14 protein-coding genes are annotated in these 15,178 nt (G+C 69.9%); 7 read left to right on the top strand and 7 right to left on the bottom strand.

The genetic code is table 11. From position 1 onward, the window contains the following. Positions 1 to 3 precede the first annotated feature (3 nt). The gene (locus CD928_RS18560; protein ID WP_095388566.1) at positions 4 to 1,332 is read left to right on the top strand and encodes an oxygenase MpaB family protein; all 1,329 of its coding nucleotides are present in this window, start codon (positions 4 to 6) and stop codon (positions 1,330 to 1,332) included. 13 nt (positions 1,333 to 1,345) lie between these two features. Then, positions 1,346 to 2,248 carry an alpha/beta fold hydrolase gene (locus CD928_RS18565; RefSeq protein ID WP_095388567.1) on the top strand — a complete coding sequence of 301 codons (903 nt, stop codon included), beginning with the start codon at positions 1,346 to 1,348 and terminating at the stop codon, positions 2,246 to 2,248. A 29-nt stretch (positions 2,249 to 2,277) separates the two neighbouring features. Here the strand turns inward: CD928_RS18565 and sppA are convergent, their stop codons facing one another. From sppA to proB, 3 genes are all read right to left on the bottom strand, one after another. After that, complete coding sequence (gene sppA, locus CD928_RS18570; RefSeq protein ID WP_095388568.1) at positions 2,278 to 4,269, bottom strand: signal peptide peptidase SppA; 1,992 nt, start codon at positions 4,267 to 4,269, stop codon at positions 2,278 to 2,280. A gap of 83 nt (positions 4,270 to 4,352) precedes the next feature. After that, positions 4,353 to 5,252 (bottom strand): SDR family oxidoreductase, encoded by a 900-nt coding sequence (locus CD928_RS18575; RefSeq protein WP_095388569.1) that lies wholly within the window; start codon positions 5,250 to 5,252, stop codon positions 4,353 to 4,355. 17 nt (positions 5,253 to 5,269) lie between these two features. After that, positions 5,270 to 6,376: a glutamate 5-kinase gene (proB, locus tag CD928_RS18580; protein ID WP_095388570.1), complete on the bottom strand. Its 1,107-nt coding sequence runs from the start codon at positions 6,374 to 6,376 to the stop codon at positions 5,270 to 5,272. A gap of 141 nt (positions 6,377 to 6,517) precedes the next feature. Here proB and CD928_RS18585 point away from each other — a divergent pair, with 141 nt between their 5' ends. Further along, entirely contained in the window at positions 6,518 to 7,579 is a 1,062-nt protein-coding gene (locus CD928_RS18585) for a class I SAM-dependent methyltransferase (RefSeq protein WP_095388571.1), read from the top strand. On the opposite strand, the gene obgE is transcribed toward CD928_RS18585, so the two are convergent. Both obgE and CD928_RS18595 read right to left on the bottom strand, forming a co-directional pair. Continuing rightward, positions 7,580 to 8,623: a GTPase ObgE gene (obgE, locus tag CD928_RS18590; RefSeq protein WP_095388572.1), complete on the bottom strand. Its 1,044-nt coding sequence runs from the start codon at positions 8,621 to 8,623 to the stop codon at positions 7,580 to 7,582. Between the two features lie 173 nt (positions 8,624 to 8,796). Continuing rightward, positions 8,797 to 9,402, bottom strand: a complete 606-nt coding sequence (locus tag CD928_RS18595; RefSeq protein ID WP_095388690.1) for a TetR/AcrR family transcriptional regulator — start codon at positions 9,400 to 9,402, stop codon at positions 8,797 to 8,799. Positions 9,403 to 9,477: 75 nt separating this feature from the next. On the opposite strand from CD928_RS18595, the gene CD928_RS18600 reads away from it, so the two are divergent. Next, positions 9,478 to 10,353 (top strand): metal-dependent hydrolase, encoded by an 876-nt coding sequence (locus tag CD928_RS18600; protein WP_095388573.1) that lies wholly within the window; start codon positions 9,478 to 9,480, stop codon positions 10,351 to 10,353. Between the two features lie 264 nt (positions 10,354 to 10,617). Further along, positions 10,618 to 11,148 (top strand): GNAT family N-acetyltransferase, encoded by a 531-nt coding sequence (locus CD928_RS18605; RefSeq protein WP_095388574.1) that lies wholly within the window; start codon positions 10,618 to 10,620, stop codon positions 11,146 to 11,148. 39 nt (positions 11,149 to 11,187) lie between these two features. Here CD928_RS18605 and CD928_RS18610 read toward each other — a convergent pair whose 3' ends face one another. Beyond that, entirely contained in the window at positions 11,188 to 11,634 is a 447-nt protein-coding gene (locus CD928_RS18610) for an NfeD family protein (RefSeq protein WP_095388575.1), read from the bottom strand. A 1-nt stretch (position 11,635) separates the two neighbouring features. Then, positions 11,636 to 12,550 carry an SPFH domain-containing protein gene (locus tag CD928_RS18615; RefSeq protein WP_095388576.1) on the bottom strand — a complete coding sequence of 305 codons (915 nt, stop codon included), beginning with the start codon at positions 12,548 to 12,550 and terminating at the stop codon, positions 11,636 to 11,638. An 81-nt stretch (positions 12,551 to 12,631) separates the two neighbouring features. Between CD928_RS18615 and CD928_RS18620 the strand changes: the two genes are divergently transcribed. Then, positions 12,632 to 13,441 (top strand): CoA ester lyase, encoded by an 810-nt coding sequence (locus CD928_RS18620; RefSeq protein WP_095388577.1) that lies wholly within the window; start codon positions 12,632 to 12,634, stop codon positions 13,439 to 13,441. Positions 13,442 to 13,658: 217 nt separating this feature from the next. Beyond that, positions 13,659 to 15,170 (top strand): M28 family peptidase, encoded by a 1,512-nt coding sequence (locus CD928_RS18625; protein WP_255247243.1) that lies wholly within the window; start codon positions 13,659 to 13,661, stop codon positions 15,168 to 15,170. The last annotated feature ends 8 nt before the right edge of the window (positions 15,171 to 15,178 follow it).

Raw genomic sequence — 15,178 nt, forward strand, 5'->3', positions numbered from 1 at the left:
CTTATGAACAGCGATGTCAGCACGATCGCCCGCCGGGTGCGCGGCCAGGCCGATGCCTTGCCCGACCTGTTCGGGCGCTTCGATTTCGACAAGGCGCCCGAGCGCTGGGCGCCCGAGGCCGATGCGGTCAGCGAGCTCGGCCGGGTCCGGGGAGCCGACCGGGCCGCCTATCTGGAGGACGCGGAGCTGCTCGCGCGCATCCGCGAATATACGATGCTCGGCGACCGCACCGGCGACGCCTATGCGGCGCTGATGCCGCGCTATGGTTTCCAGCGCACCGTCGCGATGCTGGTCGAGGCGTGCGATCGCGGCGTGGCGGCGGTCGAGGACGCGCCGCCCGAACTCGCGGCGCTGATCCACGAGATGGAGCAGAAGCCGACGTGGCTCGACATGGAACTGGTCGAGGAAGGCGCGGCCTACGAGCGCAATGCGACCGCGAACCTCTCGCCCTTCCTGATCCGCGGCGCCTTCATCGCGACCTTCCTCAACAAATATTCGGCGCTGCCGATGGCGCTGACCGGCACGCTCGGCCATGGGACCGCGGCGCGGCGGGTGAAGGAGACCGCAACCTTCTTTGCGACGACCGCGCTGCCGGGCGCGCTGGGACGCTTCGGGCCCGGCTTCAAGGCCGCGGCGATGGTGCGGCTGATGCACTCGATGGTGCGCGTCAACGTGCTGTCGCGGCCGGACATGTGGGACGCCGAAACGTATGGCATGCCGATCCCGCAGCTCGACCAGATGCCCGCGGGGCTCATCCCCGTCTATTTCCTGTCGCAGGAGGTGCTGGCGAAGGGGCGCACCCGCTTCAACCGGCTCGAACGCGGGCGGGTCGAGCTCGCGCGCTACCGCTGCTATCTTCTCGGCCTGCCCGAGGATCTGCTCGCCGACACGCCGCAGGAGATCGTTCGCATCTGGCGCACGCGCAGCGCCACCCTGCGCTACGAATATGACGACCGCGTCTGTGGCGGCCTGCTGCGCGCGACGATGGAGGCCGAGCTGTCGGCCGACCCCTCGCCCAAGGGACGCGTCAAGCGCCGGCTCGAGCGCTCGGTCAGCCGCGTCTTCTTCGTGAAGGCGTTTCTGAGCGGGGACGAGGAGCGCGCGGCCGATGTTGGCGTGCCGGTCTCGCGCCGCGACCATCTGATCTATGGCGCGACGATGCTGGCCGTCGCGGGGCGCATGGCCGCCTATCGCGCCGCGTCGCGCCTGCCCGTCGTCCGCCACCTCGCCGACCGGCGGCTCGTGCGCCGGATCGAGCGCCAGCTTGCGGGCTATGGCCGCGCCGAATTCACCACCGACTCCGCGCATTATCGCCCGGCAACCGCCAGCTGACGGATATAACCGCATGACGACCGAACAGACGACCGCGAACGGCCTTTCGATCACCTATGAGGACAAGGGGCCGCGCGACGCGCCGGTGATCCTGCTGGTGATGGGGCTGGGCGGGCAGCTGACCCTGTGGCCAGACGAATTCGTCGATGCGCTGAACGCGCGGGGGTTCCGCACCATCCGCTACGACAATCGCGACGTCGGCCTGTCGACGCGCTTCGAGGCGGCGGGGGTGCCCAACCTCAAATGGATGTTCGTGAAGGCGGCGATCGGGTTGCCGGTGCGCCCGGCCTATACGCTCGCCGACATGGCGGCCGACGGCATGGCGCTGCTCGACCGGCTCGGCATCGAGCGCGCGCACATCGTCGGCGCGTCGATGGGCGGGATGATCGCGCAGCATATCGCCGCGCGCTATCCCGAGCGCGTGCTGTCGCTGACCTCGATCATGTCGACGACCGGCAACCGCCGCCTGCCGCGCGCGCGGAAGGAGGCGATGCAGGTACTCGCGAACCGGCCGATGGGCGGCGATCCCGAGGACATGATCGCCTATTCGGTGCGCGCGGCGCGGGTGATCGGCAGTCCCGGCTACCCCGCCGAGGAGGCGCGGCTGCAGCGCCGGGTGCGCGCCGATTACGAGCGCGGCTTCTATCCGCAGGGTGTCGCGCGCCAGATGGCGGCGATCGTCGCCGACGGCGACCGGCGCGCGATGCTGAAGGACGTCAAGGCGCCGACGCTCGTCATCCACGGCGAGGACGATCCGCTCGTGCCGCTGGCGGGCGGCCGCGACACCGCCGCGAGCATCGCCGGGGCGCGGCTGATGACGATCCCCGGCATGGGGCACGACCTGCCGCTCGCGCTGGTCGACACGCTGACCGGCGCGATCGCGGAGCATGCGAAGGACGCGGTGGTCGCGGCCTGATCTCTCCCCTTCCGGCCGCGGGAGGGGGATCAGGATTTCAGCAGTAGCGCCAGCTTCGCCAGCAGGCCGGTCGTGTCCGCGCCGCGCGAATGCGGCACGGCGGCGGGCAGATAGGCGCGGCAGTCGAGGCAGGCGGCCTGCACCGAACCCGCCTCGGTCAGCAGCGACAGGTCCTGCGCCAGCCGCCGCTCGGTGAGCTGGCGCTTCATCGCCGCGATGCCGAACCAGCCGCGCGGCGCCATCGCCGCCTCTTCCTGATCGACGCCGAACAGCCCGGCGAGCATCTTCGAAAATTCGCTCGGCTCGTCCTCGAAATATTTGGCGTGATAATCGCCGTCGACCTTGGCGAGCTTCGCCGCTGCCGCGAGCGCCTCGGGCAGCCCGCCGAACTGGTCGACGAGGCCGAGCTGGCGCGCGGTGCCACCCGCCCAGACGCGGCCTTCGGCAATGGTCTCGATCTTCTCCACCGGCTGCTTGCGGCTCTTGGCGACCAGCCCGGTGAAGCGCGCGTAAATGTCCTCGACGCTTGCCTGCGCAAGCTGGTTGAACTCGTCGTTCACCCCGCCGAGGATGTCGGGCTGGCCCGACAGCGGGGTCGTCGCGATGCCGTCGGCGGTGACGCCGATCTTGGCGAGCGCCTGGTCGAAGCTCGGCAGGATGCCGAAGACGCCGATCGACCCGGTGATCGTGTCGGGCTCGGCGAAGATGCGGTCGGCGGGGGTCGACACCCAATAGCCGCCCGACGCCGCGACATTCGCCATCGACACCACGATCGGCTTCTTCTTCGCCTTCGCGGCGAGCAGCGCCTGGCGGATCTCTTCGGAAGCGAGCACCGAGCCGCCCGGCGAATCGACGCGGAGGACGATCGCCTTGACCCCGTCGTCGGCCGCGGCGTCGAGAACGTGCTGCGCGATCGTTTCGCCGCCCGCGGTGCCGTTCGAGGCTTCGCCGTCGACGATCTCGCCGATCACGGGAACGACGGCGATCGCGGTGCCCTCCTTCCCCGGCGGGTTGGCGGCGACCCAATTGTCGAGCGGGATCGCGTTATAGTCCCACGGCTGGCTGTCGTCATAGGCGCCGCTGATTTCGGCGACGCGCGTTCCGAACGCCATCCGGCTGCCGACCTTGTCGACCAGCCCGGCGTCGAGCGACGCCTTCGACAGATCGTTGCCGGCGGCTTTCACGAGGCCCGGCGTATCGGCGATGAAGGCGTCGATCTTCGCTTGCGGCCGCGCCTTTTGGACGTCGCTCCGCCATTTGTCCCACAGCACCGAGGCATAGGCGAGGTCGGCCTCCTTCGCCTCGGGCGACTGGTCGCTGCGCAGGAAGGGTTCGACCGCGCTCTTGAAGGTGCCGACGCGGTAGATGTGCGCGGTAATGCCGAGCCGGTCCATCAGCCCCTTGTAATAGAGGTGCGACCCGCCCGGCCCCGCGATGGCGACGCCGCCGATCGGATCGGACCAGATCTCGCTCGCGTGCGAGGCGATCTGGTAGCTGTCGGTGGTGTAGGCGGTCGCGAAGGCGAGCACCGGCTTCTTCTTCGCGCGCACCTTGTCGATCGCGGCGCCGATCTCGGCGAGCGAGACCTGCCCGCCGCCGAGGAATCGGTCGAGGTCGAGCACGACCGAGGTGACGCGTTTGTCGTCGGCCGCGGTTTCGAGCGCATGGACGACGTCGCGGACGCGATATTCCTTGAGGTCCTGCCCGCCCGACAGCGCGGCGAAGGGGTCGATCTCGGCCGGCTGTTCGGTGACGACGCCGTCGAGTTCGAGCAGCAGCGCGCCCTCGCTGACCGGCAGCGCCGCGTTCGGGCGGCCCGAGAGCAGGCCGAACAGCAGCGCGAAAAACATGAGGAGGAAGACGAGCGCGAGCCCGTCCTTGATCGCGACGAGCAGGTGCCAGACCTTGCGCGGGAAGCTGGTGGTCGATTTGGGCTTGTCGTCGCCCGGCAGCGGACGGCGGACGGGGATCGCCCAGGGACCCTGGTTGCTGTTCGGCGGCGTGGCGGTGCTATCGGTCATGCCCCAGACCTAATCGCGCCGCCCATCCTTGGCAATGCACGCTTCGACCGGCGGGCCATGCTGCCCCATCGGCGACGTGAGCGTCAGAGCCAGCCTTCGCGGCGATACCAGCGCACCGTTTCCGCGAGCGCGTCGCCGGTCGCGGTTTCGGGCTGCCAGAGCGCGGCGGGGGGGCAGGCGCCCTCGGCGACGACCCAGTCGGGATGCGCGATATAGCGCGCGCGGTCGGGGGTCAGCTTGGCGCGGCTGCGGCGGACGAGCGTGTCGAGCCGCCCGCCGGCCCTGAGCACGACCCCGGGCACCGCGAGCGTCGAGACGTGGCTGCGCCCGACCGCGCGGCCGATCGCGCGCGCGAAGCTGCGGTGCGACCAGCCGTTCGGGTGGCCGTCGTCGGGCTCGTAGGTCGCGCCGATGCTCGCGTCGCGGTCGGCGGCGAGCGCGACGAGCAGGCGTGCGAGTTCGTCGACGTAGATCGCCGATAGGCGCCCCGCGGGCGGCAGCAGCGCGACGCCGCGCCGTGCCATGCGGAACAGGTCGAGCATCTCGGTGTCGCCGGGGCCGAAAACCGCGGGCGGGCGCACGATCGTCCAGTCGAGCCCGCTCGCGCGGACGATCGTCTCGGCGCGCGCCTTCGACCAGCTATAGTTGGAAATTTCGGGCTTGCGCGCCGCGAGCGAGGAGACGTGGACGAAGCGCGTCACCCCCGCGGCGCGCGCGGCGTCGACGACATGGCCGGTCGCGACCGCGTTGCCGGTCTCGAACGCCGCGCGGGTGGGGACGTTGACGACGCCCGCGATGTGCAGCACGGCGTCGCTGCCCGCCGCCATCTCGGCGAGGCTCGCGGGCTGGTCGAGCGCGCCGGCGATCCAGGTCACGCCCTCGCGTTCGGGCTGCGGGCGGCGGGTGAGGGCGCGGACGTGCCAGCCCGCCGCGACCGCCTGGCCGAGGGTCGCGCCGCCGACGAAACCGGTCGCGCCGGTCATCGCGAGGGTGGGGGTGTTCACAGCAGCACCAGATGGTCGCGGTGGACGACGGCGCTGCGCGGCGCATAGCCGAGCGTGGCTTCCTGCGCGTCGCGGCCGAGGCCGAGGATCGCCGCGATGTCGGCGGCGGGATATTCGGACAGGCCGCGCGCGACGACGCGGCCGTCGGGCCCCGCGATGTCGAGGATGTCGCCGCGCTTGAAGCCGCCGCTCGCGCCGGTCACGCCCGCCGCGAGCAGGCTGGCGCCGCCGCCGAGCGCCTTCACCGCCCCCGCGTCGATGGACAGGCGGCCCTTGGCGGTCAGTCCGCCGGCGAGCCACGCCTTGCGCGCGCTCGCGCCTTTCTCTGCGGCGAACAGCGTGTGGCGCGCCTCGGCCGACAGCGGCCGGTCGATCCGCCCCGAGGCGATGGCGAGATGTGCGCCCGCGGCGCCGGCGATCCGTGCCGCCGCGATCTTCGACACCATGCCCCCCGACCCCATGCCCGACGCCGAGCCGGTGTCGGCCATCGCCTCGATGGCGGTGTCGATGCGGTCGACGCGCGCGATATGCCGGGCGCCTTCCAGCGCCGGGTTGCGGTCGTAGAGCCCGTCGATGTCGGAGAGCAGGATGACGCCGCCCGCGCCCGCCGCCTGCGCGACGCGCGCGGCGAGCCGGTCGTTGTCGCCGAAACGGATTTCGGCGGTCGCGACGCTGTCATTCTCGTTGATGACCGGCACGACGCGCAAGGACAGCAGCCGGTCGAGCGTCGCCGCGGCGTTGAGATAGCGGCGGCGATGTTCGAGATCGTCGAGGGTGACGAGCATCTGCGCCGCGGTCAGCCCCTCGGCGCCGAGCACCTCGGCCCAGACCTGCGATAGCGCGATCTGTCCGGTCGCCGCGGCGGCCTGCGCATCCTCGAGGCTCGCGCGGCCGCCCTTGGCGAGCCCCAGCCGCCGCGCGCCGAGCGCGATCGCGCCCGACGAGACGACCGCGACCTGCTGCCCCTCGCGCGTCCGTTCCGCGATATCGGCGGCGATCCCCGCGAGCCAGTCGCGCCGCACCGCGCCGCCTTCGTCGACGAGCAGCGCCGATCCGATCTTGACGATCAGCCGGGAGCAGGAGGCGGGGGGGAACAGGGTCATTCCTGCGCCGATAGCGCGCGCGCGCAGGGGTGCCAATGCGAATATCCGTGCCGTGGTGCCGTTTCCCTCGCGATATGCTATGCTGGTCTTCTCATCGAGCCCTTCTGGAGAGTCGCACACCCCCTTTGCAGGAGAGGATAGATGGCGACGGCAATCGATGAAGACAGGCTGCACGCGTTCGTCGGCAAGATGCTGGGCGATCTCGGCGGCGGAATGAGCGTGCCGACGGTGCGGCTGGGATTTCGGCTCGGCCTGTTCGATGCGCTCGCGGAGGCACCGGCAACGGCGGCCGAACTGGCGTCGCGCGCCGGCGGGCTGCACGAGCGCTACGTCCGCGAATGGGCGCTCGCCCAGGCCGCGAACGGCTATATCGACCATGATCCGGCGTCGGATCGGTTCAGCCTTTCACCCGAACAGGCGATGATATTCGCCGAACCCGACAGCCCCGTCTATCTGGCCGGCGCTTTCGAGCTGATCGCGGCGATGATCGAAGCCGAACCCAAGGTCGAACAATGTTTCCGCCACGGCACCGGCGTGCGCTGGGGCGATCATGCGGGCTGCCTGTTCTGCGCGACCGGGGCCTTCTTCCGGCCGGGCTATGTCAACAATATCGTCCAGAACTGGATTCCGGCGCTGGATGGGGTCGAGGCGAAGCTGCGCCGCGGCGCGAAGGTCGCCGATGTCGGATGCGGAGTCGGCTTCTCGACGTTGCTGATGGCCGATGCCTATCCCGAGAGCGCGTTCGTCGGCTTCGACTTCCACGCGCCGTCGATCGACGAAGCGCGGCGGCATGCGGCCGCGCATGGCTATGGCGACCGCGTGCGGTTCGAGGTCGCCGCGGCGAAGGAAATCGCCGAGGACGGCTTCGACCTGATCACCATGTATGATTGCCTGCACGATATGGGCGATCCCCGCGGCTGCGCTGCGCATATGCGGCGCATATTGACGCCGGGCGGCCACTGGATGATCGTCGAGCCGATCGCGGGGGACGCGCCCGCCGAGAATATGAATCCGGTCGGGCGCCTCTATTACAACGCCTCGACCATGATCTGCGTGCCGACCTCGCTCGATCAGGAGGTCGGCGAGGCGCTCGGCGCACAGGCGGGCGAGGCGCGGCTGTCGGAAATCATCCGCGAGGGCGGCTTTGGAACGGTGCGGCGGGCGACCGAAGGCCCGTTCAACATGGTGCTCGAAGTGCAGTGATCAGATCGGCGACCAGTCGCCGCCAGCGTCTTCGCTTTCGTCCTCGCCCGGCTCGGGATGGCCGATCGCTTCGAGCAGCTTGTCGAGCACCGCGTCGACCCCCGCGCCGCTCGCGCCCGAGAGCGCCATCACCTTGTGGCCGCTTTCGGCGGCGAGCTCGGCCGAGAGCGCGGCGATCAGCTCGTCGTCGAGCGTGTCGATCTTGTTGAGGGCAACGATCACCGGCTTGTCGACCAGATCGGCGCCATAGGCTTCGAGTTCGTCGCGGACGATGCGATAGCTGGTCGCGACATCGGCGTCGTTCGCGTCGACCAGATGGAGCAGCACGCGGCAGCGCTCGATATGGCCGAGGAAGCGGTCGCCGACCCCGGCGCCCTCGGCCGCGCCCTCGATCAGGCCGGGGATGTCTGCGATGACGAACTCGTGCCCCTTGTGACTGACGACGCCGAGCTGCGGGCGGAGCGTGGTGAAGGCATAGGCGCCGACCTTGGCCTGCGCGTTCGTGACCGCGTTGATGAAGGTCGACTTGCCCGCGTTGGGCAGCCCGACGAGGCCCGCGTCGGCGAGCAGCTTCAGCCGCAGCCACACCCACATTTCCTCGCCCGGCCAGCCGGGTCCGTGCTGGCGCGGCGCGCGGTTGGTGCTGGTCTTGTAGCTCGCATTGCCGCGCCCGCCATCGCCGCCGCGGAGGAAGACGAGCCGTTCACCCTCTTTCGTCAGGTCGGCGAGCAGGCTGCGATCCTCATCATCGTCGAGGATCTGGGTGCCGATCGGGACCTGGATGACGAGGTCGGGGCCGCCCGCGCCGGTGCGGTCGCGCCCCGCGCCGGGGGTGCCGCGCTTCGCCTTGAAATGCTGGGTGTAGCGAAAGTCGATCAGCGTGTTGAGCCCGGCGACCGCCTCGAAGACCACGTCGCCGCCCTTGCCGCCGTTGCCGCCGTCGGGGCCGCCATATTCGATGTACTTTTCGCGCCGGAACGACACCGCGCCGGGGCCGCCGTCGCCGGATTTGATGAAGATCTTGGCTTGGTCGAGGAAGTGCATGGTGGGGCCCTTGAGGCAGAATGGGAAAGCTACACATCAATTCCCGTTCGTGTCGAGCGAAGTCGAGACACCCATCGGATTGCACGACCGAGGGGCATCTCGACTTCGCTCGATGCGAACGGAATGAGGGGATCGCGGCGCCAGTAGCGTGTGCGGCGCGGAATTGCGAGTCTTTAGCCCGCGTTCCCGCCCTGCTCGGCCCAGAAGGCCGCGATGCGGCCCGTGATCAGCTCGGTCGCGAGCGCGCGCGCGGTGTCGCGGGGCAGGCCGAGCGCTTCGGCCATCGCGCCGCCGAGCTGCGCGTCGCCCATCGCCATCAGGACGAGCGCGAGCGTATCCTCGTGCATCAGCCGCTTTTCGTGCGCGTCGGGCGCCATGCCGTCGATCAGCCGGTGGATCGCGGCGACGATCGGGTCGAGCGCATCGTCGTTGCCCGTGGCCGCCATCCAGGTCGCGAGCGCGCCCGCGCCGCCGCTATCGAAGGCGTCGAAGGCGAGGTCGACGATCTCGCGCACGTTGCGCTCACCCGGCGGCGAGGCGGTCATCTTGGCGGCGATCGTGTCGCACACCGTTTCGGCGAGATAGGCGGCGAGCGCCTTTTGCAGACCCGCGGCGCTGCCGAAATGGTGGAGCAGATTGGCGTGGGTGCGATCGATCCGCGACGCCACCGCTTTCAGGGTCACCGCCTGCGGCCCCATCTCGATCAGAATCTGCCGCGCCGCTTCGAGCGCGACCGAACGGCTTTCCTCCGGGCTGAGCCGCTTCTTTGCTATTGACACCACTGTAAGTAATTCCTAGATACATGCCCCTACGGCGCCGCCGCGCCATCACCCCTATTCGCCGGTGAGGAAGATATGTCCAGCCTTTCGCTCTCCCCGACCCCCACCGACCTTTCGATCACCCCGCGCGACCGGCGCTTCGGCCGCGACGACCAGCAGGGCCGCTGGTGGCTGAACGGCGATCCGATCGCCTCGGCCTTTCACACCGCGCTGTCGGTGACCTTTCCGAAGGGCGAGGCGATGTTCATCGAGGCGGTGAAGGCGCACCGCGACGGGGTGCCCGACAAGCTCGCCCGCGAAATCCGCGCCTTCACGCAGCAGGAGGTGATCCACAGCCGCGAGCATGTCGTCTTCAACCGCAAGGCGGCCGAGGCGGGCTACGACCTGTCGGCGCTCGAGGCCGACGTCGATCACATCATGGAGCAGATCAGGACGCGCCCGCCGATCGTCAACCTGATGGCGACGATCGCGCTCGAGCATTATACCGCGATGATGGCGGCGATCATGCTGAGCGATGCGCGGATGTACGAGGGCGCCGAGCCCGAATGGGGCGCGTTGTGGAAATGGCACGCGATCGAGGAGATCGAGCACAAGGGCGTCGCCTACGACACCTGGCTCCACGCGACGAAGGACTGGAGCCGCTGGCGGCGCTGGAAGGCGAAGTCGCTGATGATGCTGGTGATCACGACGCGCTTCTGGCCGAAGCGGGTGCGCGGCATGAAGGCGCTGCTTGCGCAGGACGGCCTGACCGGCTGGCGCGTGACGGCGCGCATCTGGTGGTATCTGCTGGGGCGGCCCGGCATCCTGCGCAAGAGCTTCCTGCCCTGGCTCGCCTATTTCATGCCCGGCTTCCACCCGTGGAACCACGACGACCGCGCGCTGATCGGCAAATATGAGAGCGATTATGCCGATGCGGTGCTGCCCGCCGGCGAGGTCGCGGCGGCCGCCTGACGGCTTGTTCCTGCATCGGCGGGGTGGGCGCGCGAGGGAGGCCCCAAGGGGTTTCGCGCAAAGGCGCAAAGAGCGCGAAGAGGCTGGTTCGGGCCGACCGGCCCCATTTTCCAGCCTTGTCGCGTCATTCGCACCGTCGATTGACAAACCCGCTTCGCGGGATCGCGCAACCTCTTTGCGCTCTTTGCGCCTTTGCGCGAAACTAAAGTAACGCCACATTTCGGCTCACTTGCCGCCGGCGGGGCGCGCTGATAGCGCTGCGCGATGTCTGCATCGCCTCCCGTCATCGACACGCCGCGCCTGCGCCTGCGCGAACCGCGCTTTGCCGACAAGGACGACCATATCGCGATGTGGGCCGACGCGCGCGTGACGCGCTTCATCGGCGGCGAGCCGCGCGCGCCCGATGTCAGCTGGAGTAAGTTTCTGGCGGCTGCCGGGCTGTGGCCGGTGATGGGCTTTGGCTATTGGGTGTTCGCCGACCGCGCGGCCGACCGGCTGGTGGGCATGGGCGGGCTCAGCTATTTTGGCCGCGGCATCCCCGAACTCGAAGGCGTGCCCGAGGCGGGCTGGGCCTTCGACGCCGATCATTGGGGCGCGGGCTATGCGACCGAGGCGATGACCGCCGCGCTCGGCTGGGCCGACGCGCATCTGGAGGCCGCCGACGTGCGCTGCATCATCGACCCTGGCAACAAGGCATCGGAGCGGGTGGCGGCGAAGCTCGGGTTCAAGCACATCGGCGAGAGCGGCGCGCTGGGCGAGGTGGTGGCGATCTATTCGCGGCCCAAGGGGGGTTAAGACAATCATCGTCGCCCCCGCGAAGGCGACGTGTTTCCGTCAGGCCGCCTCCACCACCAGCACTCCGCCGTCGGCGCTGACGACGCGGACCTTGGCGCCTTCCGCGGCGTCGGGGCCGCGCACCGGCCATTCGCCGTCGCCGACCTTGGCGCGGCCGCGGCCGTCCTCGATCGCCCGGGTCACCGTCAGCACCTCGCCGACCAGCCGCCCGGCGCGTTGGTTGAGGTGCGGGTCCGCCGAAGTGATCGGGTTCGCCTTCAGCCAGCGCCGCCCGCCGTAGAGGGCGACGAAGGACAGGATCGCGAAGATGCCGAGCTGGAGCGGGATGCTGAGCGGAACGACCCAGGCGACGACGCCGGTGACGATCGCCGCGGCGCCGATCCAGATCAGGAAAAAGCCCGGCGCGACGATCTCCGCGGCGGCGAGCAGCACGCCGAGCGACAGCCACGCCCAGTGCGGCTCCATGTTCGTCAGCCAGTCGGGCATGTCAGCCCCCCGCCTTGCGGTCGAGCGCATCGCGCGCGAGTTCGCCGATGCCGCCCAGCGTGCCGATCAGCTGCGTCGCCTCGACCGGGAACAGGATCGTCTTGCTGTTCGGGCTGGTCGCGAACTGGCTCACCGCGTCGACATATTTCTGCGCGACGAAATAGTTGATCGCCTGCGTATTGCCGCTCGCGATCGCATCGGAGACCATCTGCGTCGCCTTGGCCTCGGCTTCGGCTTGCCGCTCGCGCGCCTCGGCGTCGCGGAACGCGGCCTCGCGGCGCCCCTCGGCTTGCAGGATCTGGCCTTGCTTCTCGCCCTCGGCGCGCAGGATTTCGGAGGCACGCGACCCTTCGGCCTCGAGGATCACCGCGCGCTTTTCGCGCTCGGCCTTCATCTGGCGCGCCATCGCGTTCGAGATGTCGGCGGGCGGGCGGATGTCCTTGATCTCGACGCGGGTGATCTTCACCCCCCACGGCGTCGTCGCATCGTCGACGACGTGCAGCAGCCGGACGTTGATCTCGTCGCGCTTCGACAGCGTCGCGTCGAGGTCCATCGAGCCCATGACGGTGCGCAGGTTCGTCGTCGTCAGGTTCATGATCGCGAGATAGAGGTCGCTGACCTCATAGGCGGCCTTCGCGGCGTCGAGCACCTGGAAGAAGACGACGCCGTCGACCGCGACCATCGCGTTGTCCTTGGTGATGATCTCCTGCCCCGGAATGTCGAGCACCTGCTCCATCATGTTCACCTTGCGCCCGACGCGGTCGAAGATCGGCATGATGAAGTTGAGACCCGGCTGCGCCGTGTGCGTGTAGCGGCCGAAGCGCTCGATCGTATAGGCATAGCCCTGCCGCACCGGCGTTAGCGCCCAGATCAGGAAGACGAGCGCCAGCACCACCAGCGCGATCGCGAAATACATTGACCATCCCTCCCGCAAAATCGTCCGTGCAAACCGCCTTCCTTATTGCGGCTATGGCGCGGCTGCGCCACAGAAAAGCGCATGACACAGGCCGATTTCGCTCCGCGCTCGCTCCTCTACGTTCCCGCATCCAACGCCCGCGCGCTCGAAAAGGCGCACGCGCTCGCCGCCGACATGCTGATCATCGACCTCGAGGATGCGGTGCCGGGGGATCGCAAGGCCGAGGCGCGCGAGGCGATGCGCGCGGCGGTGACGGCGGGCTTTGCCGGAAAGCGGGTCGCGGTGCGGATCAACGGCAGCGGCAGCGCGCATCAGGCGGCCGACCTCGGCGCGGTCGCGGGGCTGGCGCTCGACGCGGTCGTGCTACCCAAGGTCGACGCGCCCGCCGATCTCGACCCGGCGCGCGGGCTCGGGCTGCCGCTGTTCGCGATGATCGAGAGCCCCGCCGCCATCTATGCCGCGCACGCCGTCGCCGCCGACCCCGCGACCCGCGGGCTGATCGCCGGGCTTAACGACCTCGCGCACGAATTGCGGCTTCCGGACGGCACGGACCGCAGCGCGATGGGCCATGCGATCCAGGCGATCGTCCTCGCCGCGCGCGCGGGCGGCGTCTGGTGCTTCGACGGCGTCTACAACGCGATCGACGACGCGCCGGGCTTCGCTGCCGAGGCAGACGAAGGGCGGCGGCTGGGCTTCGACGGCAAGACGCTGATCCACCCGTCGCAGGTCGATCCGTGCAACAGCGCCTTCGCGCCATCGGAGCGCGAGATCGCCGCCGCCGAGGCGCTGGTCGCGGCGGCGACCGGCGGCGCGCAGCGGCACGAAGGACGGATGATCGAGGACATGCACGTCGCCGCCGCACGGGCGCTGCTGGAGCGGGCGGGGCGATAGGATAATCGATGGGTTCGAATGGGACCGGCCGAAAATCAAGCCCGTTCGCCCTGAGCTTGTCGAAGGGCCGTCCTTTCTTTCGACGGTAAGAAAAGAACGGTGCTTCGACAGGCTCAGCACGAACGGATTTGGGGGGGCATGCCGGCCGGACGCCGCCGCCTGTCGTTCGACAAACGCGCCTTGCCTCCCCCGGCGGTCCATGTCATGCGGCCGGTCCATGCAGAAGACAGCCTTTCGCGCCGCCGTCGCGGCCATCGCCTTCACCGCTTTCGCGGCCCCCGCCGCCTTCGCCAAGGGCGTCGACGCTCCCGTCACCGAAGCGCAGCTGGCCGAGCATATCCGCATCCTGGCGGGCGACGCCTTCGAGGGGCGGGCGCCGGGCACCGAGGGCGAGGACCGTACCATCGCCTATATCGTCGGCGAATGGGCGAAGGCCGGGCTCGAAGCCGTGCCGGGCAGCGCCACGCCGTGGCTGCAGCCGGTGCCGCTGGTCGAGAGTGAGGCGGTCTCCGGCAGCGCCAGGCTGCGCGTCCACGGCCGCGACTTCGCGCTGGAGGATGACGGCATCATCCTGACCGGCCGCGACCCCGCGGTGACGCTGAAGGACGTGCCCGCGGTGTTCGTCGGCTATGGCATCGACGGCGCGGGCAAGGTCGCGACCGACGTCAAGGGCAAGCTCGCGATCATGCTGTTCGACAATCCGCCCTATGGCGACAAGCCGCCGCGCTACCGCGAGCGGCGGCGGATGCTGGCAGAGGCGGGCGCCGCGGCGGTGCTGGTGGTCGCGACCGACGCCGTGCCCTGGGCGCAGCTTCGCGGCGCGCTCGCCGGCAAGACGGTGCGGCCCGCCGAGGAGGCGAGCCAGGGACCGGCGATCAGCGGCTTCCTGTCGCTCGAGGCGTCCGATGCGCTGTTCGCGCGCGCGGGGCAGGACGGCGGCGCGCTGCGCGAGGCGGCGAAGGCGCCCGACTATCGCGGCGTCGCGCTGCCGGTGACCGCCGATTTCGCGGCGACCTCGACCGTGCGGCCCTTCGCCAGCAACAATGTGATCGCGAAGCTGCCCGGCGCGAAGCCCGACGGCAAGGCGGTGCTGTTCCTCGGCCACTGGGACCATCTCGGCATCTGCCGCCCCGAAGGAGCGGCCGACCGCATCTGCAACGGCGCGGTCGACAATGCGAGCGGGATCGCGGTGCTGATCGAGGTCGCGAAGCGGCTCGCGAGCGGGCCGCGCCCCGACCGCGACATCTATTTCCTCGCGACCACCGCCGAGGAGAAGGGGCTGCTCGGCGCCGCCTATTTCGCCGACCATCCGGTGGTCCCCTTGGGCGACATCACCGTCGCGCTCAACATCGACACCATCGCCATCTCGCCGCGCGGCACGCCGGTCGCGACGATCGGCCGCGGCCGCCCCGCCTATGACGCGATGGTGCGCGATGTCGCGACCAAGCTCGGGCGCCGGATCGACACCGACGGCGAGGCCGACGCCTTCGTCCAGCGGCAGGACGGCTGGGCGCTCGGCGCGAAGGACGTCCCCGCGCTGATGGTCGGCGGCAGCTTTTCCGACATGGGGCTGCTCGAGGCGTTCCTCGGCAGCGACTATCACGGCCCGGGCGACAATTTCACCGAGAAGGTGCCGCTCGGCGGCGCGGCGGAGGATGCCGACCTGCACGTCGCGCTCGGGCGGGCGTTCGCCGATACGAAGCGATGGGCGGGGACGGCCGAGAAGTAAGGGAATAG

It is taken from the genome of Sphingopyxis sp. GW247-27LB (assembly GCF_002277025.1).
Taxonomy (GTDB): domain Bacteria; phylum Pseudomonadota; class Alphaproteobacteria; order Sphingomonadales; family Sphingomonadaceae; genus Sphingopyxis.